This is a genomic window from Micromonospora foliorum, assembly GCF_022229015.1.
In the GTDB taxonomy this organism is placed as follows: Bacteria; Actinomycetota; Actinomycetes; order Mycobacteriales; family Micromonosporaceae; genus Micromonospora; species Micromonospora foliorum.
This window is the reverse complement of the sequence record NZ_JAKKFF010000015.1, coordinates 1-23751: the sequence shown is the minus strand read 5'-3', so window position 1 is coordinate 23751 and position 23751 is coordinate 1. Positions and strand designations below refer to the sequence as shown.

The window sequence follows — 23751 nt, the reverse complement described above, 5'->3', positions numbered from 1 at the left end:
CGTCATGCACCGCTACATGATCTCGTTCACCTACACGGCCCCTCAGGGCATCGGCTTCATGTCCGTCGAATGGCCCTGCAAGCGGCACATCCGCTCCATGGCCGACATCATCAAAATCACGAACGACCTGCGTAGCAACGGCTACATCGAGGCAGTCGTCCTCAGCTTCTCCCTCTTCGCTGACCCAGCCCCCGCCAGCAAGGCGGCGTCATGACGACGCCTACGCCCAAGTCCCCGTTCATCGCACGTCTCCAGGACGGCGTCCTGGTCCTCATCGTGCTGCTCGTCGGTGCCATGGCTGGTGCCGCCTCGTTCAACCACGTCCACGACTGGACCATCAGCAACAGCCCGACCGGAACCGCCGACTGGTTCGGCTGGGCCAACGCGGTCATCACCGAACTCATCCCGATCGCCGCAATGATCGTCATCATCCGCCGCCGCAAGACCAGCGGCCCGATCGGCTATCCGATGTTCCTGCTCATCGCCGCCGTCGGACTGTCCCTGACCGCACAGTTGGCCGTCGCCAAGCCGACCGTCTTCGGCTGGATGGTCTCCGCGCTGCCCGCGCTGGCCTTCTTCGCCCTGTCCAAGCTCGTCTTCACCGCAACCCGGCCCACCAACCATGTCTCGGCACCCGTGCCGGCCACCTCCGCCCCGGCGTCGTCACCCGACATCACCGCCGACGCGAAGGTCAGCCCGGCAGCCGCGACCACCCCGGCCACCGCACCCATCGAAGAGATCACAACCGACGAGCCCGCGATTCCGGCGAAGAAGAACACCCCCGCGATCGCAGCACCGCAGACCACTCCGACCGAGGACATCCCGGCCCCGGCGACCGCGCCGGCTGCACTCGCCAATCCAGCGGTCAAGCCCGCCCCGGCAATGCTGTCCAACGCCCGCATCGTCGCCACGGCCCACGAGAAGGCTCACGGTGAACCCATCACGCCGGGCCAACTCGCTGTGCGACTGCGCGTCCCCACCCAAACGGCCGCCGACATCCTGACGGCCCTCACCACCCAACCGACCATCAACGACAAGCACCACAACGGCACCGCTGTTGGAGCCACTGCGTGACCTCCTCGACGCTGCCTCTCGCGCCCGAAACCACCACGGTTTCGGGCACGGGAGCCTCCGCTGTAGCAGGAAACGACTACTGGCCCTGGGCCACACCCACCCGCACCACCGGCAACCTGACCGCTGACGGGTGGGTACGCGGGCACGACCCCCGCACCGTCGTCTCCGGTCGCGCTCGCGCCCAGGACCCGGACTACCCGGAATGGCTCGGCCACGTCCGCGCGGCCTCGGCGTGCAAGCACCCGATCCGGCTGGCCGGGCAGATCCACGTCAACGACGCCGACGGCAACCGGATGGCGACCGTCGACACCGAGGACATGCCCGACGGGGCGATCTACACGCCCTGCGGCAACCGCCGCGCCAACGTCTGCCCGTCCTGCGCCGAGTTGTACCGCCGCGACACCTACCACCTGATCAAAGCCGGGCTCCAGGGCGACCGGTGGGGACTACCCCCGCTCAACGAGCACATCGCCATCTTCCTGACCGCCACCGCCCCATCGTTCGGACCGGTGCACCACCGGGTCGTGAAGGTCCACGCGGCGGACTGCCGCAAGAAGGACGGCTGCACCTGCCGGCCCTCGGCGTGCCACCCCTTCGGCCGGACCTGCCCCCACGGGGCCGAGCTGCGCTGCGGGCAACGCCACAAGGCCGCAGACACCCACCTCGGGCAGCCGTTGTGCCTGGACTGCTACGACCATGCCGGCCAGGTCGTGTGGAACCACGAAGCACCCGAATTGTGGCGCCGCACCATCCAACAAGCCGACCGGGAGCTACGCCGCCTCGGCCGCACCCACGGCGTCGACCTGCGTCGCCGCTACATCAAGGTCTACGAATTCCAGGTACGCGGCGTCATCCACTACCACGCCCTGATCCGCCTCGACGGCTACAACCCCGACTGCCCTGAGGCGATCGTCCCCCCGCCGGCCGCCATCACCCGGGACATGTTCGAGCAAGCCGTCCGGGCCGCATTCGTCAAGACGGCCTACACCTCCGTGCCGCATCCGGCCAACGGCGGGCAGGGCTGGCACATCGCGTGGGGTGGCAAAGGGCTGGACCTCAAGCATGTCAACGCCCCCGGCACTGACGTCAGCCTCGCCCAGATCACCGGGTACATCGCCAAGTACGTCACCAAAAGCACCGAGGTAACCGGCCTGAGCCTGCGCCGCGTCGACGACCTCTCCGTCGAAATCCACGGCGACCCGGGCACCCACCTCGGGCGGCTCATCCGCGCCTGCTGGGACCTCGGGGAGCACCCCGACTACGCCCGACTGCGGCGCTGGGCGCACCAGTTCGGGTACGGCGGACACATTGCCACCAAGAGCCGCGCCTTCTCCGTCACCCTCGGCTTCCTGCGCCTCCAGCGCACCATCTGGCGGCGCACCGAGGGCCACCCGCACACCTGGGACGACGAGCAAACCGAGCGGGTCATCTACGAACTCGGCTATCAGGCAACCGGCTGGATCACCACCGGAGACGCCCTGCTCGCCAACACCGCCGCCATGGCCCGCGCACAACACCTGGCCGGCATCGACGCCCTGGCCGACGAACTCGCCGCCGCTCGCGCGGTCCAACCCCTGGCCGCTTGACACGTACGTGTCAACGCCCGTGAAGCCGTTCCTTGACAACTCCACAGCGCAAGCAACACCCCACCCACTCGACACCGGAAGGAGCACGCCGTGCCCACACGTCCCCGCCCCCTGGTCGCTGTCCGACTCATCGGCCCGACCGCCACCGTCACCGCCCACGCAGCCACCATCGCGGCCCAACTCACCGCCCACTACGGCCGCGAGCGGGTCACCTGCCGCACCAGCACCCGACCCGCCGGCTACAGCGGCGAAAGCCGCACCTACATCACCATCACCCGGAAGGAGCCACGATGACCGCACCGCCTACACCCGAACCGCTCTGGGAGATCGAAGATGTCTCCGCTTACCTGCGGGTGCCAGTGCAGACGCTCTATCAGTGGCGCAAACGCAAGTACGGCCCACCCGCCGCCCGGGTTGGCCGCCATCTGCGCTACGACCCGGCGTCGGTGCGCGCCTGGTTCACCGACCAGTCCAAGGTGGCCTGACATGGCTCACATCGTTGACCGCTGGTATAAGACGGTTGTCGGACCGGATGGGAAGTCCCGGCAGGAACCAAAGCCAGAGTGCGGGCAGGGAATGCGCTACCGCGTTCGGTACCTCGCCCCTGACGGCAAAGAGAAATCGCAGTCATTCCCCGACAAGAAGAAGCGCGACGCGCAGGCTTTCCTCGCCAACGTCCAGGCCGACATCCTCAAGGGCACCTACGTCGACCCCGACGCCGGCCGAACGACCTTCAAGCAGTACGCCGACGAATGGCTCGCTGCCGCGACCACCGACGTGCTCACCCGCGACCGCATCGAATACGAACTCCGCCTGCACGTGTACCCAGTCATCGGGCACAAGCCGATCGCGTCCATCCAGCCGACGACGATCCGGGAGTGGGCACGGAAGATCCAAGAGAAAGGGCTGTCGGTCGGTTACCGCCGGGTCCTCTTCACCGACGTGTCGATGATTCTCAACGCGGCGGTGGACGACAAGAAGATCGTCAGCAACCCGTTCGCGGTCAAGAGCATTCGCAGGCCGAAACCCGCTCCGACCAAGGTGGTGCCATGGCCGGTCACCCGGTTGACTGCGTTTCGAAAGAACGTGCGTCCCCGGTACCGGATCGCGGTGGACCTGGGCGCGGGATGCGGTCTACGGCAAGGGGAGATATTCGCGGTCAGCCCCGGGGACCTCGACCCGACCCGTCCGGTCCTGCAAATCACTCGGCAGATCAAGTTGGTTCGGGGTTCGCTGATCTTCGCCCCGCCGAAGGGTGGCAAGTCCCGCGAGGTCCCGTTGCCCGACTCGGTGGCCGCCAGGCTCAAGCAACATGCGCAAGATTGCCCGCCGGTCCCGGTGACCCTGCCGTGGGAGACGCTGACCGGCGAGCCGCGAACCGTCGAGCTGTACCTGACGACACCCGCCGGTCTGGCGCTGTCCCGCTCGATGTTCAACTCAGGTGTCTGGAAGCCCGCGATCCGTGCGACCGGGATTCCCGACGACCGACACAACGGGATGCACGTCCTGCGCCACACCTACGCCTCGGTCCTCCTGGATGCTGGGGAGAGCATCAAGGCTCTGTCGGCCTACCTGGGCCACGCGGACCCGGGCTTCACCCTCCGGACCTACACCCACCTACTGCCGGCCAGCGAGGATCGCACCCGCCGGGCCATCGACAAGGCACTCAGTGAGGACCAGGCCGGCAGCGATGCTCCGCAAGCCCTTGACGGCCTGGACACGGCATGATCATGGCTAATCGGCCCTGCCAGCAGCCGGATACGCAGGTCAGAGGCTGTGTCGTTCTTACTTCCAGCGGAAGTGGACGAAGAGGCGGCCGAAGTTTTTCGAGTCCTTCTCCACCCGATGGTAGAGCTGCTTGACGTCCTTCTGGTCGAGGAACCGCAGCACCCGCTTCTTGAGCTGGCCGGACCCCTTGCCGGGGATGATCTCGACGAGGGTGGCCTTCTTCGCCACCGCCTCGTCCATGATCCCGCGCAACGCCCGGTCGATGTCCTGGCCCTTGTTGAAGATCTCGTGCAGGTCCAGCTTGAGCTTCATGCCGCAGCCCCCGGCCGGTCAGGTCCCATGTCCGCCATCCTAGGCACGCCCGCCGGCCCGCCAACCGGGCGACGGAAGGGGCGGCCCCGAAGGACCGCCCCTGTCACGTCACGCCGCACGGTCAGCGCCTGCCGCCGAGGCGGGTTTCCACCCGCTCCAGCGCGGTCCGGTAGTCGTCGTTGGCCGCGTACATCGCGGCGGCGATCCGCAGGTGCCGCAGCGCGTCGGTGTGTCGGTTCAGCCGCTCCAGCGTCCGGCCGAGCACGTGGTGCGCGTAGTGGTCGCTCGGGTCCCGTTCGACCAGCTCGCGCAGGTGCTCCTCGGCCCGGTTGAGCTGGGCCGACTGGAAGTACGCCCGGGCCAGCAGCTGCCGGACCGCCGCGTTGCTGGGTTCGGCGTCGATGATCGGCTCCAGCAGTCGGGCTGCCCCGCTGGGGTCACCGGTTTCGAAGAACATGGTCGCCCGCCGGTAGTCCGCCAGAAGATCCATCTGCCACCTCCTCGGGTCGCACCGTCACCTGTTCCGACGCTGGCACAACACCGGGCGTTTGGCGACTGTTCCCGGGGTCGAGATCGGGTCAGTTCGGGCCGCCGACGGGCGCCGAAGGGTCAGGTGCGGGCGCCCCGGCGTCCGGCGGACAGTTCCCAGGCGCGGACACCGCCGACAATTCCGGCCGTGTTCGGCACCACCACCACGTCGTCGCCCATCCGGGTCAGCTGCTCGGGCCGGATCAGTCGGGAGTTGCCCCCGCCCAGGTAGAGCCGGTCCCAGCGGAACACCGGGCGGAGCCCGTCCACCACCTGCCGGATCCGTCGGGACCAGAAGGCGTCGCCGAGCCGCCGTCGTTCCGGCTCGCCGACGTACGTGTCGTAGGTGGTGCCCCAGCGCACCGGAGCGTGCGACAGCTCCAGGTGCGGTGCGAGCACCCCGCCGTCGAAGAGCGCGCTGCCCAGCCCCGTCCCCAGGGTCAGCACCAGCTCGCAGCCGGTGCCGGCGACCACTCCGGCGCCGTGCACCTCGGCGTCGTTGAGCACCAGCGCCGGCACCCCGAACGCGTCGGCCAGCGCGCCCCGCGCGTCCCAGCCGGACCACTCGGCGAGCAGGTCCGGGTCGACCCGGGTGCGGGGGCCGTTGCGGGTCACGTAGTGCGGCGTGCTCACGACCACTCCGTGCCGGATCATCCCGGGTACGCCGACCGTGAGCCGGTCCGCCGTTGGCAGGCGCCCGCCCAGATCCAGCAGGGTCCGGACAAACAGCGCAGGCGGCAACGGGTACGGGGTGGGCACCCGCAACGGCCGGGCCCGCATCGTTCCCGCCTCGTCGAGCACGGACGCCTTGATGCCCCCGCCGCCACAGTCGATCGCCAGTGTGGTCACCACGTCGTTGAGTCTGCCCGCTGCCGGCCGGTCGTATGCGGGGGGCCGGATAGGCTGCCGTCCTGATGAGCGCCACGATGATCGTCAAGGACCTGGCCGCCGGGCACGGCGACCGCCCGCTGTTCGCCGGATTGGACCTGGTGGTCGCCCCCGGCGACGTGGTCGGGCTGGTCGGGCCGAACGGGGCCGGCAAATCGACGCTGCTGCGTACCCTCGCCGGGTTGTTGCCGGTCGAGGCCGGCAGCGTGCGGCTCAGCCCGCCCACCGCGAGCGTCGGCCACCTGCCGCAGGAGCCGGAACGGCGACCGGGCGAGACGGTACGCGACTTCCTGGCCCGCCGGACCGGGGTGACCGCCGCGCAGGCGGCGTTGGACGCGGCGACCGAGGCGCTGACCGCCGGGGCGGCGGGCGCCGACGACGCGTACGGCGACGCGCTGGAGCGCTGGCTCGCCCTGGGCGGCGCGGACCTGGACGAACGCGCCGAGCAGGTGAGCGCCGACCTGGGGCTCGCGGTCGACCTGGACCACCCGACGACCGGGCTCTCCGGCGGCCAGGCGGCCCGGGCCGGGCTCGCGTCGCTGCTGCTCAGCCGGTACGACGTGTTCCTGCTCGACGAGCCGACCAACGACCTGGACCTGGCCGGGTTGGAGCGGCTGGAGGAGTTCGTCACCGGGCTGCGCGCCGGCACGGTGCTGGTCAGCCACGACCGGGAGTTCCTCACCCGCACGGTGACCCGGGTGCTGGAGCTGGACCTGGCGCAGCAGCAGGTCAACCACTACGGCGGCGGCTACGCGGCCTACCTGGAGGAGCGCGAGGTGGCGCGGCGGCACGCCCGCGCGGACTTCGAGGAGTACGCCGACACCAAGGCCGGGCTGGAGGCTCGGGCCCGCACCCAGCGTGGCTGGATGGAGAAGGGGGTGCGGAACGCCCGCCGCAAGGCCACCGACAACGACAAGATCGGCCGCAAGTTCCGGAGCGAGTCGAGCGAGAAGCAGGCCGCCAAGGCCAAGCAGACCGAACGGCTGATCGAACGGCTCGACGTGGTCGAGGAGCCCCGCAAGGAGTGGGAGCTGCGGATGGAGATCGCCGCCGCGCCCCGCGCCGGCGCCGTCGTGGCCACGCTGCGCGGAGCGGTGGTACGCCGGGGTGGCTTCACCCTCGGCCCGGTCGACCTCCAGATCGACTGGGCGGACCGGGTCGCGGTGACCGGTGCGAACGGTTCGGGCAAGTCCACCCTGTTGGCCGCGCTGCTGGGCCGGCTGCCGCTGGACGCCGGCACCGCCTCGCTCGGGCCCGGCGTGGTGGTCGGCGAGGTGGACCAGGCCCGCGGGCTGTTCCTCGGCGACGTGCCGCTGATCGACGCGTTCGAGGCGGCCGTACCCCACCTGTCGCCGGCGGACGCGCGGACCCTGCTGGCCAAGTTCGGCCTGCGGGCGGCGCACGTGCCCCGACCGGCGGCCACCCTCTCCCCCGGTGAGCGGACCCGGGCCGCGCTGGCCCTGCTCCAGGGCCGTGGGGTCAACCTGCTGGTGCTGGACGAGCCCACCAACCACCTGGACCTGCCCGCCATCGAGCAGCTCGAGTCGGCGCTGGCCAGCTACCCCGGAACGCTGCTGCTGGTCACTCACGACCGGCGGATGCTGGCCGCTATCGAGACCAACCGGCGGCTCCGCGTCGACGGCGGGCGGATCGCCGAGGATTGATCCGTGCCCGTGGGCCGGCGCGGGGTGAGAATGACGGCATGCTCAAGTGGGAGTACGCCCTGCTGGTCCGCCGCCGCCAGGCCGCGACCAACGACCTCGGCTGGGAGGTCGTCTTCGTCTGGTACGGCCCGGACGGCTCGATGGTCGACGTGACGCCGTACGGCGACACCGCGCTGGCCCACCTGAACCGGGCCGGTGACCAGGGCTGGGAGTTGGTCGCGATGAGCGAGGACCCGTCCCTGCCCGGCAACCACGAACTGCACCGCTACCACCTCAAGCGGCCGAAGCCCGCCGACCCGCCGCCTCGCCAGCGGATGCGCGGGGGCCGCCGCACCCTCTCCGGCTGACCGGGGGCGCCGAGCCGACTGCGGTGGCATGGGCCGAGTTGGTCGTTCGCCGCTCGGCCCCGTGCCCGGGCGGAGCCGATGTCTCCGTTGAGCGTGATGCCGCAGAGTCATTTTGATGTCTGTGTGGCATCAAGATGACTGCGGTCCTGCCCCGCATCCTGCGACATCCCCATCGGTGGGCCGCACACGAGTCGGCAACGAGGCGGACGAGTGGGGCATACCGGGCGCGATTGCGGGTATCGCGCGGCGGGAGGTGGCCCGAATGGTCGCTTTGGCACAGACTCCGCCCTCGGCCGACCGGCTGCGGGCGATCGACGAATTCCTCGGTCAGGCATGGGCGGACCAGGTCCGCCACGACGATCGTTTGCGGGACCTGGCGGTCGAGGTGCGGTTCGACCGGGGGGTGGCCCATCTGAGCGGCGACGTGGCCGAGCCCGCTCAGCTACGGCTGGTGCGGGACCTGGTGGGGCGGCTGGCCGGTGTCTACGGCGTCTGGTGCCGCGTCGGCATCGGCGGGCGGGCGCCGGTGATCGTGGACCTTGGTTGTGGGCCGACCAAGCAGTGGTCGAGCAACCTGGGGCTGGACATCTACCCCGCCCCCGGCGTGGACGCCGTCGCTGACCTGTCCGGCTCACTGCCGCTCGCCGACAACTCGGTGGACGTCCTCTTCGCGGTGCACATCCTGGAGCACCTGATCGACTTCCTGCCGCTTGTCGACGAGTGTCACCGGGTCCTCCGCCCCGGTGGGGTGCTGCACGTGATGAGCCCCTGGTGGGGGCACGTGAACGCGGTGGCCGACCCGACCCACGTCCGGCTGATGGACGTGCAGACGTTCAAGGGGATCTGCCAGGGCCGTCCACCGGGCCGCCCGCGGTGGTATCCCCTGCACGCCGGCTGCGACGGCGCCTCGATCTTCGCCGACCTGACTCCACTCCAACCGGACGTCGATACCGCCCCAAAATCCCACCTGGCCCGCTTCTTCGACTGACCGGCCCGGTACTGGTTACGGGGTCTGGGTGGATTCGCGGAGTTCCAGGCGGTACGGGGCAGAAAGCTCCTTCGCCGGGGCGGCGCGGTCGCCGTCCAGGCGGTTGGCCAGGAGTTCGACGGCAAGTTGGGCGATGCGCGCCTTGTCCGGGGCGACGGTGCTGAGGGTGGGGATGGAGAACCGGCCGTCCTCGATGTCGTCGAAGCCGACCACCGCCACGTCCTCGGGCACCCGCAGACCGGCCTCGTGCAGGACACGCAGGGCACCCAGGGCAAGCGTGTCGTTGAAGCAGAAGACGGCGTCGGGGCGTACGCCGGAGGTGAGCAGGCCCTGCATGGCGGCCGCGCCGTCGGCGCGGTGCCAGGCCGACGCGGGCGCCACCAGGGTTTCGTCGTAGTCGAGCCCGGCGGCGCGCAGCGCGTCGGCGTATCCGGCCAGACGCAGCCGGGCGCTGGCTCCCTCGTCGGTGCGCTGGGAGCCGATGGCCGCGATCCGGCGGTGGCCGAGCTGGATCAGGTGATCGGTGATCTCCCGGGCGGCGGTCACGTTGTCGATCACCACGCGATCGGCGGGGCCGTGTTCGACCCGCTCGCCGAGCAGCACCATGGGCGTGCCGTCCAGGCCGGCCAGGTCCTCCGCGGTGAGCGCCAACGGGCTGAAGATGAGCCCGTCGATCAGGTGATCGGTGATGCCGGAGGCCACCACCCGTTCCTGCTCCCGCCGACCGCCGGTCTGGTCGATCAGCACCGTCCAGCCGTAGGCGGCGGCGGCGGTGACCACGTAGCGGGCCAGTTCTGCGAAGTACGGGATGTCCAGTTCCGGGACGGCCAAGGCGATCACGCCGGTGCGGCCCTTGCGCAGGTGGCGGGCCGAGAGGTTGGGCCGGTAGTTGAGTTCGGCGATCGCCTTTTCGACTCGGGCGCGGGTGTCCGGCCGAACGTGCACGTAACCGTTGACGACGTTGGAGACGGTCTTCACCGACACCCCGGCCCGTTCGGCCACGTCCTTGAGCCTTTGTCGCACTCCGAAACCTCCCCGATGTAACACTCCGCACCCTACCGCCTCAGCAACCCTTTACAACGTTGCCTACAACGTTGTAGAACGATGGACACCGGGTGAACGGTGAGCGCGCTCACCCGGGCATCGGCACGAGGAAAGGTGACACCCCCTTGCGGACCGCGCAGCTGACGATCGACCCGGCCTTCTCCATCGGCCCGGCCGACCGACGCCTCTTCGGCTCATTCGTCGAGCACATGGGGCGGTGTGTCTACGGCGGCATCTACGAGCCCGGCCACCCCACCGCCGACTCCCGCGGCCTGCGCCGCGACGTGCTGGACCTCACCCGTGAGCTGGGCGTCTCGGTCGTCCGCTACCCGGGCGGCAACTTCGTCTCCGGCTACCGCTGGGAGGACGGGGTCGGCCCGGTCGGTGACCGGCCGCGCCGGCTCGACCTGGCCTGGAAGACGATCGAGACCAACGCGTTCGGGCTGGACGAGTTCATGACGTGGGCCGCCGAGGCCGGCGTCGAACCGATGATGGCGGTCAACCTCGGCACGCGGGGCGTCCAGGAGGCACTGGACCTGCTGGAGTACGCCAACCACCCGGGCGGCACCGAGTTCTCCGACCTGCGGCGCAAGCACGGCGCCGAGGACCCGTACGGCGTGCGGCTGTGGTGCCTGGGCAACGAGATGGACGGCCCGTGGCAGGTCGGCCACAAGACCGCCGACGAGTACGGCCGCCTCGCCGCGGAGGCCGCCCGCGCCATGAAGATGATCGACCCGTCGATCAGCCTGATCGCCTGCGGCAGCTCCAACCGGCGGATGCCCACCTTCGCCTCCTGGGAGGCGACGGTGCTGGAGCACACCTACGAGCACGTCGACTACATCTCGGCGCACACCTACTACGACCCGTCCGACGGCGACCAGGCCAGCATCCTGGCGTCGGCCGTCGACATGGACAATTTCATCACCGAGGTCGTCGCGACCGCCGACCACGTGGCCGCCAAGCAGCGGCACAAGCGCAAGCTGAAGATCTCCTTCGACGAGTGGAATGTCTGGTACGAGTCACGCCTCCAGGCCGACCTGGACCGGCGCGGCTGGGTCGAGGCTCCGGCGCTGATCGAGGACGACTTCACCGCCGTCGACGCGGTGGTCGTCGGGGACCTGCTGATCACCCTGCTGCGCCACGCGGACCGGGTCGGTGTGGCAGCCCAGGCGCAACTGGCCAACGTGATCGCGCCGATCCGCACCCGCAACGGTGGCCCCGCCTGGCGGCAGAGCATCTTCCACCCGTTCGCACTGACCGCGCGGTACGCCCGAGGCACCGTGCTGCGCACCGACCCGGTGTCGCCGCGCTACGACACGAAGAAGTACGGGGACGTGCCGGTGCTCGACACCGTCGCCCTGCACGACGAGGAGACCGGCGAGTTGACCGTTTTCGCGGTCAACCGCGACCAGACGGACCTCGCATTGGACATCGATTTGCGCGGTCTGCCAGGACTGTCCGGTTATTCCTTCCAGAGCATCGCTGCCGGGTCTGACCCGTCCGCGACGAACACCGAGGCCGAGCCCGACCGGGTGACGCCGCGGGATCTGCCCACCCCCACCCCTGACGGCGGCCGGTGCACCGTACGCCTGCCCGCCGTGTCCTGGAGCGTGCTCCGCTTCGGCCCGATCAGCGCCTGATGTCGCACCGGTCTTGAGCAGGCACAATTCATCCCGTCCCCCTTCAAGGAGAGATAAAGCATGATCCAGAACGACATGAGCCGGCGTCGCCTGCTCGGCCTCGGTCTCGGACTCGGCGCTGCGGCTTCGCTGACCCTCGCGGGCTGCGGCGGCGATGACAGCGCCTCCGGGCCGGCCGCCGGCAACGGGGGCAAGGAGTACACCGGCCCCAAGGTGGACCTGAAGCTGTGGAACGGCTTCACCGGCGGTGACGGCGAGATCTTCAAGACGCTGGTCAACCAGTTCAACACCGAGCACAAGAACATCGCCGTGTCGGTGGCCACGTACCAGTGGGAGGACTACTACAACAAGCTCCCCGGCGCGGCCTCCAGCGGCAACGGCCCGGACATCGCGGTCATGCACATGGACCAGCTCGCCACCTTCGCCGCCCGCGGTGTGATCACCGAGCTGGACGACGTGGCCAAGAATCTGGAGCTCGCCGAGGGCGACTTCGCCCCCACGGTGTGGAAGGGCGGGCTCTACAACAACAAGCGGTACGGCATCCCGCTGGACATGCACCCGCTGGGCTTCTACTACAACAAGACCGTCATGCAGAAGGCCGGCCTGGACCCGAACAAGCCGCCGACGACCAAGGACGATTACGTCGCCGCGCTGACCGAGCTGAAGAAGGCTGGCATCCAGGGCTTCTGGGTCAGCCCGTTCCAGTTCACCGGCGGCATGACTTTCTACTCGCTGCTCAACCAGTGGGGCGCCACCCTGTTCGACGCGGACGTGGCCAAGGCCACCTTCAACTCGGACCCGGCGGTCGAGGCGTGCACCTGGTTGGTCGACATGATCAAGCAGGGCTTCTCGCCGGCCAACGTCGGTCAGGACGCCGACTACCTGTCGTTCAAGAGCGGCAAGAACGCCTTCACCTGGAACGGCATCTGGCAGATCAACGACCTGAAGAAGAGCCCCGAGGTGCAGTGGGGCGTCGCTCCGCTCCCGCAGATCGGCAGCAAGCCGGCCGCGTGGGCCAACTCGCACAACTTCACCATCGTCAAGCAGCGGGCCAACGACGCCAACAAGGTCTCCGGCGCCAAGGTCTTCATCAACTGGCTCAGCGAGCACTCGCTGGACTGGGCGAAGGGCGGCCAGGTGCCGGCCCGTAAGGCCGTCCGCGAGGGCGCCGAGTTCAAGGCGCTGCCGGAGATCTCGTCGCTCGCCCCCGAGCTGGAGTACGCGGCGTTCCCGCCGGCGGCCCCGGGTCTCGGCGAGGTCATGACCACCTTCTACAACTCCTTCAACGAGGCCGCGCTGGGCAAGAAGTCGCCCAAGCAGGCGCTGGACGACGGTGTGGCCAAGGCCAACAAGCAGCTCGAGGACAACCGCAAGAAGTACGGGAGCTGATACCCCGTGGCGGACGTGATCGAGGTCGGGGCGGCGCGCGGTGACGCGCCGCCCCCGGCGGCCAACGCAGCCCGCCGGGCCGCCTCGGCGGGTCGGACCAGACGGGCGACGCCGTATCTGTTCCTCGCCCCCTACCTGGTCCTGTTCGGGGTGTTCGGCCTGCTGCCGATCATCCTCGGCCTCTGGCTGAGCGTGCACCAGTGGGACTTCCAGCTGCCCAATCGGCCGTTCGTCGGGTTCGACAACTACAAGCAGCTCTTCTCCAGCGACTCCGCCGTCTACGGCGACTGGTGGCAGAGCATCCGGGCCACCGCGATCTTCACGGTGCTGTCGGTGCCGCTGCTTGTGGTCGTACCGCTGGGGTTGGCACTGCTACTCAACCGCTCCTTCCCGGGCCGGACGTTCTTCCGGGCGATCTACTTCGCGCCGTACGTGCTGGGTGTCGCGGTGATCGGCCTGCTCTGGCGGTTCCTGCTCGACGCCAACCTGGGCCTGGTCAACCGGCTCCTCGGCGCGGTCGGGTTGCCGTCGGACACCCCCTGGGTGACGAACATGCCGTGGGCGTGGATCTCGCTGGTCGGGGTGACCGTCTGGTGGACGTCCGGCTTCAACGCGGTGATCTACCTGGCCGGTCTCCAGGACATCTCGCCGGAGCTGTACGAGGCGGCCCGGATGGACGGCGCGAACGCGTGGCAGCGGTTCCGCAACGTCACCCTGCCCGGGCTGCGGCCGGTGCTGCTCTTCGTGATCACGACGACCGTGCTCGCCTCGGCGAACATGTTCGGTCAGTCGTTCCTGATCACCCAGGGGACGCCCGGCACGGAGACCCGCACGGTGGTGTGGTTCATCGTCGAGGAGGGCCTGCGGAACAACAACGCCGGTCGTGCCGCCGCGATGAGCATCGTGTTCGCCCTGCTGCTGGCGGTCGTGAGCATCGCCAACTTCCGCCTCTTCCGCTACAAGGAAGACTGAGGGGACCGCCATGACGACGCCCACGCCGACCACCGACGGCTCCACACCGGGGCTGCGCCGGGTCGGGCTCTACGCCACCCTGGTCGCCCTGGCCCTGATCTTCCTGGTCCCGCTGGTGTGGATGGTCATCACCTCGCTGAAGACCTACACCGCCGCCCAGCAGATCCCACCGAGCTGGCTGCCGAACCCGCTCGCCGGTTACGGCTACGAGCAGATCCTCAACAACTCGGCGAACCCGGTGCTGCGTTGGTTCCTCAACAGCATGCTGGCCGCCACGCTGCACTCGGCGTTGGTGCTGGTGACCGCCTCGTTGGCCGCGTACTCCCTGGCCCGGCTGCGGTTCCGCGGTCGCGGGGTGACCTTCGCCCTGATCGTCGGGACGCTGTTCATCCCGCCGACCTCGCTGATCATCCCGAACTTCCTGATCGTCGACCAGCTCAACTGGATCGACACCCTCGCCGTGGTGGTGGTGCCCGGCGCGGCCAGCGCGTTCGGGGTGTTCTTCCTGCGGCAGTTCTTCCTCTCGCTCCCGAACGAGTTGGAGGAGGCGGCCACGCTCGACGGCGCCAACCAGTGGCAGATCTTCTACAAGGTGGTGCTGCCGCTGTCCAGGCCGGCGCTGGCCACCCTGGCCGTGCTGTCGTTCCTCACCAACTGGAACGACTTCCTCTGGCCGATCTTCGTGCTGTTCAGCCCGGATCAGCTCACCCTGCCGCCGGGCCTGGGCCTGCTCCAGGGCTCATACGTCACCGACTACCCGGTGATCATGGCGGGCGCGGTGCTGGCCAGCCTGCCGGTGCTGATCCTCTTCGTGCTGGCCCAGCGGCACATCATCCAGGGTGTCTCCCGCAGCGGTCTGAAGGGATGACGCGTACGACCGCCCGGCGACGTGGCGCGGCGGCGATCGTTCTCGCCGCCGCGTTGCTCGTTGCGGGCTGCTCGGACGACACCGAACCCACCCCCACCACGAGCAGCGGGAGCGACCCCAGCATGTTCACCAACCCTGTCGTGAAGACGGACGCCCCGGACCCGCAGGCGATCCAGGTGGGCGACACCTGGTACCTGTTCCACACCAACTCCGGCGGCCGCAACGTCCCGGTGCTCACCTCGACCGACCTGGTCGACTGGGCCGAGGCCGGGGACGCCCTGCCGGCGCTGCCGGACTGGGCGGACGCTGGTAAGACCTGGGCGCCGGAGGCGATCCAGCTCGCGCCGGACCGCTTCCTGCTCTACTACACCGTCGCCGGCCGGGAGTCGGGGCGGCAGTGCGTCGGGCGGGCGGTGGCCAGCGCACCGGAGGGGCCGTACCGGGACGAGGCGGCCGGCCCGCTGATCTGCCATGCAGACCTTGGTGGGGCGATCGACGCCAGCCCGTACCGGGACACCGACGGCAGCCTGTGGCTGCTGTGGAAGAACGACGGCAACGCGATCGGGGTGGACACCTGGCTCTGGTCGCAGCGCCTCGCCGACGACGGCCTGACCCTCGTCGGCGAGCCGACAAAGCTGCTGAAGCAGACCGAACCGTGGGAGGGCACCCTGATCGAGGGGCCGTTCTTCCACCGTCAGGACGGCCGGCTGCTGCTCTTCTTCGCCGCCAACGCGTACGACCGGGCGGAGTACGCCGAGGGCTACGCGGTCTGCGAGAGCCCGACCGGCCCGTGTGTGAAGGCCGCCGAGAACCCGATCCTGAAGGGCAACGAGGCCGCCTCCGGCCCCGGCCACGCGTCGATGGTGGTCAAGGACGGCCGGACCTGGCTGCTGTACCACGCCTGGCCGCCCGGCCAGGAGGGCAGCACCGACCCGGGTCGGCAGGTGTGGCTCGATGAGGTGACCTGGGTCGACGGCAAGCCGGTCGTCAAGGGCCCGACGGCCACGCCGCAGCCCCGCCCCTGAGCTGATCGTGCGGAAGGGCCCCGGAAACAGGGCCCTTCCGCAGGTGTCGGTCAGGCGGTCGGCTCGCGGGGCGACGGGGCGACGGCGGGCTCGTGCTGGGCCAGCCGGTTGCGGCGGTGGCCGTAGCCGAAGTAGATCAACGCGCCGAGCAGCATCCAGGCCAGGAACCGCAGCCAGGTCTCCACCGACAGGTTGAGCATCAGGTAGAAGCAGGCCAGCGCCGAGACGATCGGCAGCACCGGTGAGAACGGCACCCGGAACGGCCGCTCCAGGTCCGGCCGCTTGCGGCGCAGGATCGGCACCGCCACCGACACGAGGACGAACGCGCAGAGCGCGCCGATGCTGACCAGGTCGGCCAGCGCGGACAGCGGCAGGAAGCCGGCCAGCAGCGCGACCGCCACCGTCATGATCGCCGAGATCCGGTACGGGGTGCCCCAGCGCGGGTGCACCTTCGCGATCGAGGGCGGGATCAACCCGTCCCGGGCGATGGCGAAGCCGATCCGGCCCATTGCCACCAGGTCGACCAGGATGACGCTGGTCAGGCCCGCGACCGCGGCGATGGAGACCAGTATGGCCGCCCAGCCCGCGCCGACCGACTCGAAGGCCGACGCGATCGGGGCGCCCCGGTCGATCTCGGTGTACGGCACCATCCCGACCACCACCAGCGAGACGCCGATGTAGAGCACGGTGGAGATCAGCAGCGTGCCGAGCAGACCCAGGGTGAGGTCCCGCTTGGGCTTCCTCGTCTCCTCGCCCAGGTTGGCCACGGCCTCGAAGCCGGTGTACGCGAAGAAGACCACGGCGGCGGCGCTGAGCACCCCGACGAAGCCGAAGACCGACGGCTCCAGCCCGAAGAGCGCCTGCGTGACCGGTTGCTTGATGCCGTCGTCGCCGCCACCGGCGGGCTCGGCCGGCGGGATGAACGGGGTGAGGTTGGCGGCCTTGACGAAGAACAGCCCGGCGACCACCACGAAGACGCAGATGGCCACCTTGACCAGCACCAGCAGGTTGGTGATCCGGGCGGACTCCCGAATGCCGACGATCGCCACGATGCCGAGGATCAGCACGATGGCGATGGCACCCACGTTGACCGTGCTGCCCTCCTCGCCGAACCACCGGGTCGGCAGGTCGAGCAGTTCGGCGAGGTAGCCGGACCAGCCTCGGGCCACCACGGCGGCGCCGAGGGCGAACTCCAGCAGCAGGTCCCAGCCGATGATCCAGGCGACGATCTCGCCCATCGTGGCGTACGCGTAGGTGTAGGCGCTGCCGGCGGTCGGCACGCTGGAGGCCAGCTCGGCGTAGCAGAGGGCGGCGAGCAGGGCCACCACGCCGGCGATGGCGAACGAGATCACCACGCCCGGCCCGGCGCTGTCCCGGGCCTCGATCCCGGTGAGCGTGAAGATGCCGGTGCCGATCACGATGCCGATCCCGAAGCCGGTGAGGTCGATCGCGCCGAGCCGTCTCTTCAGCCCCAGTTGGCCGTCGCTGCCGTCCGCCTCACCCTGGGCTATCACGTCCTTGATTGGTTTTGTGCGCAGCACGGACACCCGGTCACCCCTCCCACCGTGCGACCACCTCCGCGGCGGCCGGTGACCGCCGTTGCTACCCAGCGGCGCGATTGGTCAACCACGAACTCTTGCGGCGATGGCCAGACTGTGAAAATTTCCTACCAGCAACGCGGACATCAGCGGCGAATCTTGCCGCCCACCGCGCGAACCATCCGGGAGCCCCAACGAAGGGACAGACCGCATGAAAGCCACCCGACTCGGAGTCGCCGGGCTGGTCGCAGCCCTGCTCGGCACGTTCGTCACCGCCACCCCCGCGAGCGCCGCACCCAGCGCGGCCGACACCACCAGCACCGCTACCTGCGCCACCGACCCGGCCACCCCGAAGCGGCAGTTCCGGGCCATGTGGATCTCGTCAGTGGTCAACATCGACTGGCCCAGCAGGGCGTCCCAGACCAACCCGGACCGGATCGCGGCCCAGCAGGCCGAGTACCGCGCGCTACTCGACCTGGCCGGGCGACTGCACCACAACGCCGTCGTGGTGCAGGTCCGGCCCACCGCCGACGCGCTCTGGCCCTCGCCGTACGAACCCTGGTCGGAATACCTGACCGGAGTACGCGGCCAGGACCCGGGCTGGGACCCACTGGCCTTCCTGGTCGACGAGTCGCACAAGCGGAACCTGGAGTTCCACGCCTGGTTCAACCCGTACCGCGTCTCCATGCCGGCCCCCGGCGGCGCCGGCGCCGACCTCGCCCAACTCGCCCCCGGCCACCCGGCCCAGCAGCACCCCGACTGGACCTTCGCCTACCCACCGGCCGGCGTGGCCGGCAGCCGGCTCTACTACAACCCCGGGATCCCCGAGGTCCGCGAGTTCGTCCAGACCGCCATGATGGACGCGGTCAAGCGGTACGACATCGACGGCGTCCACTTCGACGACTACTTCTACCCCTACCCCAGCGGCACGTACCAGGTGCCGGACGACGCGACCTTCGCGGCCCACAACCGGGGCTTCACCGACCGGGCCGACTGGCGACGGGACAACATCAACCTGCTGATCCAGGAGATGAACGGCAAGATCAAGGCGGCGAAGCCGTGGGTGAAGTTCGGCGTCAGCCCGTTCGGCATCTGGCGCAACAAGACCGCAGACCCGCTCGGCTCGGACACCACCGGCAGCCAGTCGTACGACATCATCTCCGCCGACACCCGCAAGTGGATCAAGCAGGAGTGGATCGACTACGTGGTGCCGCAGCTCTACTGGTACATCGGCCAGTACCCGGCCGCCGACTACGCGCGCCTCGTGCCGTGGTGGGCCGAGACGGTGCGCGGCACCCGCGTGCAGCTCTACATCGGCCAGGCCGACTACAAGAGCGGCGACCCGGCGTACGGGCCGTACTGGCAGAACCCGCGTGAGCTGTCCGACCACCTGACGCTCAACCGGTCGTACCCGGAGGTGCAGGGCAACGTGCACTTCTCCGCGGTGCAGGTCCGGGCCAACCGACTCGGCGCCACCGACATCTACGCGGGCGAGCACTACTCCCGCCCGGCGCTGGTGCCGGCCATGCCCCACCTGCCGGCCCGGCCGCTGCTCTTCCCGGTGGTCAGCCAGGCGACCCGGCAGGCCGACGGGGTCCGGCTCACCTGGCGGCAGCCCGCCGACGGCGTCGGCCCGCTCGGCACCGCCACCTCGTACGCGATCTACCGCTTCGACGGCACCACGCTGCCCGGCCGGTGCGCCACCGCCGACGCCGCGCACCTGGTCGACACCGTCCGGGCCACGCCCGGCGGCACCCAGTCCTGGGTGGACACCTCGGCCGAGCCCGGTCGGCGCTACACCTACCAGCTGACCGCGCTGGACCGGTCGGCAAACGAGAGCCCCGCGAGCCCCCCGGCTTTCGTCCTGCGCTGACCCACTTATCTGGATGCCCCGGACGCCTCGTGCGTCCGGGGCATTCGTCTGTTTCAACGTATGTCACCAATAGTTGGCGACGCGCATACCGCCTAGTTGATCAGCTGATCGACACTCATCGACATCCGGTAACCCGCCGGTAACTTCCGTCCCACCCGCTCACCCCCGCGGAGGTAACCCGTGCCCCGACGTCTCGCCACCCTGCTCGCCTCGGGCGCGTTAGCGCTGCTCGCCACCCTCGCCATCGCCTCTCCCGCCGCCGCCGTCACCCCCGCCCAAAAGCTCTCCGTGCTGTCCAGCTGGACCCAGACCAGCGCGTCCAGCTACAGCTCGTGGAACAGCGCCCGGGTCAACCGCGCCCCCTGGGCCGAGTACAACTTCAACTGGTCCACCGACTACTGCTCGTCCAGCCCGGACAACCCGCTCGGCTTCACCTTCAACCTGGGCTGCTACCGGCACGACTTCGGCTACCGCAACTACAAGGCGGTCGGCCAGTTCTCCGCCAACAAGTCCCGCCTCGACAGCGCCTTTTACGAGGACCTGAAGCGCGTCTGCGCCACGTACAACTCGGTCGTCCGACCGGCCTGCTACAGCCTGGCCTGGACCTACTACCAGGCGGTCAGCATCTTCGGTTCGGTAGCGGCCGTCCAGCAGGCCGACATCGACCGCGCCGCCCGAATGAAGGCCCAAGCCGAAGCCCAAGCCACAACCCACTAACCCACCCCACCCCACCCCACCCCCACCCACCCTCCCCACCGCTCCCGCCCGCGTTGATCAAGAAGTTTCGGTCATCGGGAACGCGTTTCCTGACGGAAACCTCTTGATCAACAAGGGTGGGTGGGGGTGGGTGGGGTGGGGTGGGGGGTTAGGCGCGTTCGGTTCGGGTGGCGGGGTGGCGGTCGGGGTCGGCGGGACGGCGGGGGGTTGGCTGGGACAGGCCGGTGCTGAAGCGGGTCGAATCCGCCGCCAGGTCCGGGTGTTCCACGTCGAGTGCCAGCGCCGCGGCCTCGTCCAGCCCCAACTCGGCACCCTCGCCGTACGCGTCGTCGAAGGCCGCGTCGCCCAGCACCGTGCGCAACTCCGCCTGCTGTTCGGCCCAGTAACCGCCGAAGATGCCCGGGGTGGCACGCATGCTCGCCCGGGTGGCCTGCGCCGCCCCGAACAGGCGGGCGGCGGTCAACCGCTGCCCACCGATCGCGCAGCGCACCGCGACCGCGTTCAAGGTGTCGCACGCCCGGCCGTGGTAGCCGTGCCCCATCCGGGAGCGCAGCGCCACCAGCAGATGCTCGTGGGCGGCGATCACGTCGCCCCGGGCCAGCGCGACCATGCCGAGCAGCATGTCCACCGAACGGCGGCCCCGCTCCACCGGCCGGGCCGCCTCCACCGGACGCACCGCGCCCAGCAACTCCGCCGCCTCCTCCAGGGCGCCCCGCCGCCAGAGCAACTCGGCCAGGCTGAACACCGCGAACAGCGCCTCGCCGACCACGTCCTGCCCGTGCGCCCAGTCGATGACCTCCCGGCACACCCGCTCGGCCTCGACGAACTGCCCCATGTCCACCAGCGGCGCGGCCCTGCCGGCGAGCACCCGGGCCAACAGCCCGGCGTCGCCGGCCTGCCGGGCCGCCGCCTCCGCCCGCTGGGAGTAGCGCAGCTCCTCGGCGAACTCGCCGTCCGCGCTGGCATGCAGCGAATGCATGTGGTACGCCGCCGCCAGCTCCGCCTCCGGGATCCGCTCCCCCGTCTCGGCGATCCGCCCGTACAGCCGGAACAGCCACAGCCGCCCCTCGCGAGCCAGGCCCCGCTCCAGCCACCACTGGTCCAGCCCGCCCGCCAGACCGAGACCGGCGCGGGCGCTGCCGCCGGTGGCGCACCAGCGCAGCGCGGCGCGCAGCTCCCCGGCCAGTGGATCGAGGGCGTACAACGACAGCGTCACCGGCCGACCGTCCTGACCCAGGTGGGCCCGGTCCAACGCGTGCGCCGACCAGGCCACGTGCCGGTCCCGAGCGGCCTGCTCCTCACCCGCCTCGGCCAACCGCCGCGCCGCGTACGCCCGGATCGGGTCGAGCATCCGGTAGGTGCTGCCGGCGGCACGCGGCTCGGCCAACACCATCGACTTGTCCACCAGGACCGAGAGCGGGTCCAGCGGATCGTCACCCAACAGCCACTCCACCGTGGCCAGATCCACCGGGCCGGCGAAGACCGCCAGCCACCGCAGCAGGCGGGCGGCCCGGGGCCCCAGCGTCCGGTACGACCAGGTGACGGTGGCCTGCATGGTCATGTGCCGTTCGGTGGCCGAGCGCTGCACCGCCCGGCTCGCCGGGGTGGGCGGCGACGCACCGGCCGCCGCCGCGACCAGGTCCACGGTGTCCTGCTGGTTGCCGGACCAGCCCCGCTCCACCGGTGGCGGATCCGGGTCCTCCCGGCCGGCGTCCAGGGTGCCGAGGACATCGTCCAGCCGCTCGGCGAGCTGGCCGACGGAGAGCACCCGCAGCCGGGCGGCGGCCAACTCGATGGCGAGCGGCAGGCCGTCCAGCCGTTGCACGACCCGGCGCAGGTCGGCGGACTCGGCCGGGTCCGGCTGCCGACCACCCCGCGCCGCAGCCGTACGGTCCAGCAGCAGCGCCACCGCGTCGCTCTCCGCACCGTCTGCGCGCGGGTCGACCGAGAGCGGCGGAATCCGCCACACCACCTCGCCGGGCAGGCTGAACGACTCACGACTGGTGGCCAGCACCCGTACGCCGCCACCGCCGGACAGCAGACGCGCGATCACCTCCGCGCAGGCGGCCGGTTGGGTGTCGCAGGTGTCCAGTACGACAAGCATCCGGCGGCCGGCCGCGTACTCGACGAGGGTGTCCAGCATCGGCCGGCCAGGCTCGGGTCGCAGGCCGAGCACGGCGGCGATGGCGAACGCCACCAGCCCCGGGTCGGTCACCGAGGCGATGTCGACGAACCAGACCCCGTCCGGGTACGCCTCGACGACTCCGCTGGCCAACTCCACCGCGAGCCGGGTCTTGCCCGCGCCGCCCGCGCCCAGCACCGTGACCAGGCGGTGTTGTCGCACCAGCAGGCCCAACTCGATGCGCTCGGTCTGCCTGCCGACGAACGAGGTCACCTGCGTGGGCAGGTTGTGCGCCACCGCGTCGGCGGTGCGGGGCCGGGGGAACTGCCGCTCCAGACCCGGTGCGACCAGTTGGAACAGTCGTTCCCGGTCGTCGAAGCCGCGCAGGCGGTGCAGGCCCAGGTCGAGCAGGGTCGCACCCGGCGGCATCGGCTCGGCCCGACGTGCGGTGGACGCCGTGCAGAGCACCTGCCCGCCGTGCGCGGCGGCGGCCACCCGGGCGGCCCGGTGCACCTCGGGGCTGGCGTACTCACCGTCGCGTGGCTCGGCGTAGCCGGTGTGCAGGCCCATCCGCACGCGGGGCGCGGCTTCGGAGGTGGGCCAGTCGTGGCTGGACAGTGCCCGCTGGGCGGTCAGGCACGCGGTCATCGCCGCGGTCGCTTCCTCGAAGGCCAGGAAGAACGAGTCGCCCTCGGTCAGCAGTTCCGCGCCGCCCGTGCTGGCCAGCGTGCGACGCAGCAGCCGTCGATGCTCGGCGAGCACCGGGCGGTAGTCCGGGCCGAGCAGCTGGGCCAGCCGGGTCGAGCCCTCGATATCGGTGAACACGAAGGTCACCCAACCGGTCGGGAGCTGGATCCGTGGCGACATGCGAGGAACCTCCGCCCGTGACGTCGGGTTCATGCTGCCTGAGTCCGGACGATCACACATCGTGAGAACGGTTGGGCAAGTGCCGCCTCAACGTGCCACTCGGACCCGCTCCCGGCAAGGCCAGCCCACCAGGCGGCGGCGAATTGGCCCGATCAGCAGCCGCAGGCACCGCCGCAGCAGCCACCACCGGCGGGCGACGGGCCGCCACCGGCGGCACCACTTCGGCCGGTGACGGCGACCGCGGAAAGAAGCTTGACCGTGTCGGCGTGTCCCTGTGGGCAGCTGGCCGGCTCACCGGCCGCCGCCATCGAACGGTTGACCTCGAAGGTGTCGCCGCAGGCGCGGCAGCGGAACTCGTACCGGGGCATGCCACCCAGGGTACGTGGATCTGACGCTTGGCGGAGCATGGGTGATACTCGACAGGTGGTGGACGGCGAGGACGACACGCGTGTGCAACCGTTACGACCGGCCGCGCCGCTGGACGGGCCGCTCGAAGGCTCGGGGGCCGCGCCCGACCCGGTGCGCAAGGTGCCCCGCCCCCGCCGCCCCTGGCTGAGCGGGCGTCCGGCGGATGCGCCGAC

At 70.3% G+C, this 23751-nt stretch carries 23 protein-coding genes; 16 read left to right on the top strand and 7 right to left on the bottom strand.

The features are described from left to right. Positions 1-4 precede the first annotated feature (4 nt). The 6 genes from PSH25_RS01485 (at position 5) to PSH25_RS01460 (ending at position 4388) form a co-directional block, all read left to right on the top strand. On the top strand, positions 5-214 hold the full coding sequence (locus PSH25_RS01485; RefSeq protein ID WP_238657220.1) for a hypothetical protein: 210 nt from the start codon (positions 5-7) through the stop codon (positions 212-214). Then, complete coding sequence (locus PSH25_RS01480) at positions 211-1074, top strand: hypothetical protein (protein ID WP_238657219.1); 864 nt, start codon at positions 211-213, stop codon at positions 1072-1074. Before PSH25_RS01485 ends, PSH25_RS01480 begins: the two co-directional genes overlap by 4 nt. Beyond that, complete coding sequence (locus PSH25_RS01475) at positions 1071-2660, top strand: replication initiator (RefSeq protein WP_238657218.1); 1590 nt, start codon at positions 1071-1073, stop codon at positions 2658-2660. The genes PSH25_RS01480 and PSH25_RS01475 overlap by 4 nt, the downstream gene beginning before the upstream one ends. A gap of 90 nt (positions 2661-2750) precedes the next feature. After that, entirely contained in the window at positions 2751-2954 is a 204-nt protein-coding gene (locus tag PSH25_RS01470) for a hypothetical protein (RefSeq protein ID WP_238657217.1), read from the top strand. Continuing rightward, positions 2951-3145 carry a helix-turn-helix domain-containing protein gene (locus tag PSH25_RS01465; protein ID WP_238657216.1) on the top strand — a complete coding sequence of 65 codons (195 nt, stop codon included), beginning with the start codon at positions 2951-2953 and terminating at the stop codon, positions 3143-3145. The genes PSH25_RS01470 and PSH25_RS01465 overlap by 4 nt, the downstream gene beginning before the upstream one ends. 1 nt (position 3146) lies before the next feature. After that, complete coding sequence (locus tag PSH25_RS01460) at positions 3147-4388, top strand: tyrosine-type recombinase/integrase (protein ID WP_238657215.1); 1242 nt, start codon at positions 3147-3149, stop codon at positions 4386-4388. A gap of 57 nt (positions 4389-4445) precedes the next feature. On the opposite strand, the gene PSH25_RS01455 is transcribed toward PSH25_RS01460, so the two are convergent. The 3 genes from PSH25_RS01455 to PSH25_RS01445 all read right to left on the bottom strand — a co-directional run bounded on the left by PSH25_RS01455 (position 4446) and on the right by PSH25_RS01445 (position 6080). Next, positions 4446-4700: a Smr/MutS family protein gene (locus tag PSH25_RS01455; RefSeq protein ID WP_007465523.1), complete on the bottom strand. Its 255-nt coding sequence runs from the start codon at positions 4698-4700 to the stop codon at positions 4446-4448. A 121-nt stretch (positions 4701-4821) separates the two neighbouring features. After that, positions 4822-5190, bottom strand: a complete 369-nt coding sequence (locus PSH25_RS01450; RefSeq protein WP_238657214.1) for a tetratricopeptide repeat protein — start codon at positions 5188-5190, stop codon at positions 4822-4824. Between the two features lie 119 nt (positions 5191-5309). Next, the gene (locus tag PSH25_RS01445; RefSeq protein WP_238657213.1) at positions 5310-6080 is read right to left on the bottom strand and encodes an ROK family protein; all 771 of its coding nucleotides are present in this window, start codon (positions 6078-6080) and stop codon (positions 5310-5312) included. A 62-nt stretch (positions 6081-6142) separates the two neighbouring features. Between PSH25_RS01445 and PSH25_RS01440 the strand changes: the two genes are divergently transcribed. The 3 genes from PSH25_RS01440 to PSH25_RS01430 all read left to right on the top strand — a co-directional run bounded on the left by PSH25_RS01440 (position 6143) and on the right by PSH25_RS01430 (position 9115). Then, positions 6143-7780, top strand: a complete 1638-nt coding sequence (locus PSH25_RS01440; protein WP_238657212.1) for an ABC-F family ATP-binding cassette domain-containing protein — start codon at positions 6143-6145, stop codon at positions 7778-7780. A gap of 38 nt (positions 7781-7818) precedes the next feature. After that, positions 7819-8127 (top strand): hypothetical protein, encoded by a 309-nt coding sequence (locus PSH25_RS01435; RefSeq protein WP_112699090.1) that lies wholly within the window; start codon positions 7819-7821, stop codon positions 8125-8127. 262 nt (positions 8128-8389) lie between these two features. Then, entirely contained in the window at positions 8390-9115 is a 726-nt protein-coding gene (locus PSH25_RS01430; RefSeq protein WP_238657211.1) for a methyltransferase domain-containing protein, read from the top strand. Positions 9116-9130: 15 nt separating this feature from the next. On the opposite strand, the gene PSH25_RS01425 is transcribed toward PSH25_RS01430, so the two are convergent. After that, on the bottom strand, positions 9131-10138 hold the full coding sequence (locus PSH25_RS01425) for a LacI family DNA-binding transcriptional regulator (RefSeq protein ID WP_238657210.1): 1008 nt from the start codon (positions 10136-10138) through the stop codon (positions 9131-9133). A gap of 146 nt (positions 10139-10284) precedes the next feature. Between PSH25_RS01425 and arfA the strand changes: the two genes are divergently transcribed. The 5 genes from arfA to PSH25_RS01400 are packed head-to-tail and all read left to right on the top strand — an operon-like array spanning position 10285 to position 16053. Next, positions 10285-11799, top strand: coding sequence for an arabinosylfuranosidase ArfA (gene arfA, locus PSH25_RS01420; protein WP_238657209.1), 1515 nt, complete (start codon positions 10285-10287; stop codon positions 11797-11799). 60 nt (positions 11800-11859) lie between these two features. Next, positions 11860-13188, top strand: coding sequence for an ABC transporter substrate-binding protein (locus tag PSH25_RS01415; protein ID WP_238657208.1), 1329 nt, complete (start codon positions 11860-11862; stop codon positions 13186-13188). Positions 13189-13194: 6 nt separating this feature from the next. Continuing rightward, complete coding sequence (locus tag PSH25_RS33845) at positions 13195-14160, top strand: carbohydrate ABC transporter permease (RefSeq protein WP_238657207.1); 966 nt, start codon at positions 13195-13197, stop codon at positions 14158-14160. A gap of 10 nt (positions 14161-14170) precedes the next feature. Next, positions 14171-15028: a carbohydrate ABC transporter permease gene (locus PSH25_RS01405; RefSeq protein ID WP_238657206.1), complete on the top strand. Its 858-nt coding sequence runs from the start codon at positions 14171-14173 to the stop codon at positions 15026-15028. Further along, on the top strand, positions 15025-16053 hold the full coding sequence (locus PSH25_RS01400; RefSeq protein ID WP_238657205.1) for a glycoside hydrolase family 43 protein: 1029 nt from the start codon (positions 15025-15027) through the stop codon (positions 16051-16053). The genes PSH25_RS01405 and PSH25_RS01400 overlap by 4 nt, the downstream gene beginning before the upstream one ends. 50 nt (positions 16054-16103) lie before the next feature. Here the strand turns inward: PSH25_RS01400 and PSH25_RS01395 are convergent, their stop codons facing one another. Further along, positions 16104-17600 carry an amino acid permease gene (locus PSH25_RS01395; RefSeq protein WP_238657204.1) on the bottom strand — a complete coding sequence of 499 codons (1497 nt, stop codon included), beginning with the start codon at positions 17598-17600 and terminating at the stop codon, positions 16104-16106. A 202-nt stretch (positions 17601-17802) separates the two neighbouring features. On the opposite strand from PSH25_RS01395, the gene PSH25_RS01390 reads away from it, so the two are divergent. Both PSH25_RS01390 and PSH25_RS01385 read left to right on the top strand, forming a co-directional pair. Next, on the top strand, positions 17803-19464 hold the full coding sequence (locus PSH25_RS01390) for a glycoside hydrolase family 10-like protein (protein ID WP_238657203.1): 1662 nt from the start codon (positions 17803-17805) through the stop codon (positions 19462-19464). Positions 19465-19644: 180 nt separating this feature from the next. Then, positions 19645-20181 (top strand): phospholipase, encoded by a 537-nt coding sequence (locus tag PSH25_RS01385; RefSeq protein ID WP_238657202.1) that lies wholly within the window; start codon positions 19645-19647, stop codon positions 20179-20181. 148 nt (positions 20182-20329) lie between these two features. Here PSH25_RS01385 and PSH25_RS01380 read toward each other — a convergent pair whose 3' ends face one another. Both PSH25_RS01380 and PSH25_RS01375 read right to left on the bottom strand, forming a co-directional pair. After that, a complete protein-coding gene (locus PSH25_RS01380) occupies positions 20330-23170 on the bottom strand; it encodes an ATP-binding protein (protein ID WP_238657201.1) in 2841 nt (946 codons plus the stop codon). A gap of 152 nt (positions 23171-23322) precedes the next feature. After that, positions 23323-23538 (bottom strand): FmdB family zinc ribbon protein, encoded by a 216-nt coding sequence (locus PSH25_RS01375; protein WP_238657200.1) that lies wholly within the window; start codon positions 23536-23538, stop codon positions 23323-23325. Positions 23539-23751: the final 213 nt, after the last annotated feature.

Excerpts from the sequence above, each read along its gene's own strand:
- PSH25_RS01450 (WP_238657214.1), bottom strand. The coding sequence starts at position 5,190 with ATGGATCTTCTGGCGGACTACCGGCGGGCGACCATGTTCTTCGAAACC.
- PSH25_RS01435 (WP_112699090.1), top strand. The coding sequence starts at position 7,819 with ATGCTCAAGTGGGAGTACGCCCTGCTGGTCCGCCGCCGCCAGGCCGCG.
- PSH25_RS01375 (WP_238657200.1), bottom strand. The coding sequence starts at position 23,538 with ATGCCCCGGTACGAGTTCCGCTGCCGCGCCTGCGGCGACACCTTCGAG.
- PSH25_RS01460 (WP_238657215.1), top strand. The coding sequence starts at position 3,147 with ATGGCTCACATCGTTGACCGCTGGTATAAGACGGTTGTCGGACCGGAT.
- PSH25_RS01405 (WP_238657206.1), top strand. The coding sequence starts at position 14,171 with ATGACGACGCCCACGCCGACCACCGACGGCTCCACACCGGGGCTGCGC.
- PSH25_RS01440 (WP_238657212.1), top strand. The coding sequence starts at position 6,143 with ATGAGCGCCACGATGATCGTCAAGGACCTGGCCGCCGGGCACGGCGAC.
- PSH25_RS01485 (WP_238657220.1), top strand. The coding sequence starts at position 5 with ATGCACCGCTACATGATCTCGTTCACCTACACGGCCCCTCAGGGCATC.
- PSH25_RS01380 (WP_238657201.1), bottom strand. The coding sequence starts at position 23,170 with ATGTCGCCACGGATCCAGCTCCCGACCGGTTGGGTGACCTTCGTGTTC.
- PSH25_RS01415 (WP_238657208.1), top strand. The coding sequence starts at position 11,860 with ATGATCCAGAACGACATGAGCCGGCGTCGCCTGCTCGGCCTCGGTCTC.
- PSH25_RS01455 (WP_007465523.1), bottom strand. The coding sequence starts at position 4,700 with ATGAAGCTCAAGCTGGACCTGCACGAGATCTTCAACAAGGGCCAGGAC.
- PSH25_RS01480 (WP_238657219.1), top strand. The coding sequence starts at position 211 with ATGACGACGCCTACGCCCAAGTCCCCGTTCATCGCACGTCTCCAGGAC.
- PSH25_RS01430 (WP_238657211.1), top strand. The coding sequence starts at position 8,390 with ATGGTCGCTTTGGCACAGACTCCGCCCTCGGCCGACCGGCTGCGGGCG.
- PSH25_RS01465 (WP_238657216.1), top strand. The coding sequence starts at position 2,951 with ATGACCGCACCGCCTACACCCGAACCGCTCTGGGAGATCGAAGATGTC.
- PSH25_RS01400 (WP_238657205.1), top strand. The coding sequence starts at position 15,025 with ATGACGCGTACGACCGCCCGGCGACGTGGCGCGGCGGCGATCGTTCTC.
- PSH25_RS01390 (WP_238657203.1), top strand. The coding sequence starts at position 17,803 with ATGAAAGCCACCCGACTCGGAGTCGCCGGGCTGGTCGCAGCCCTGCTC.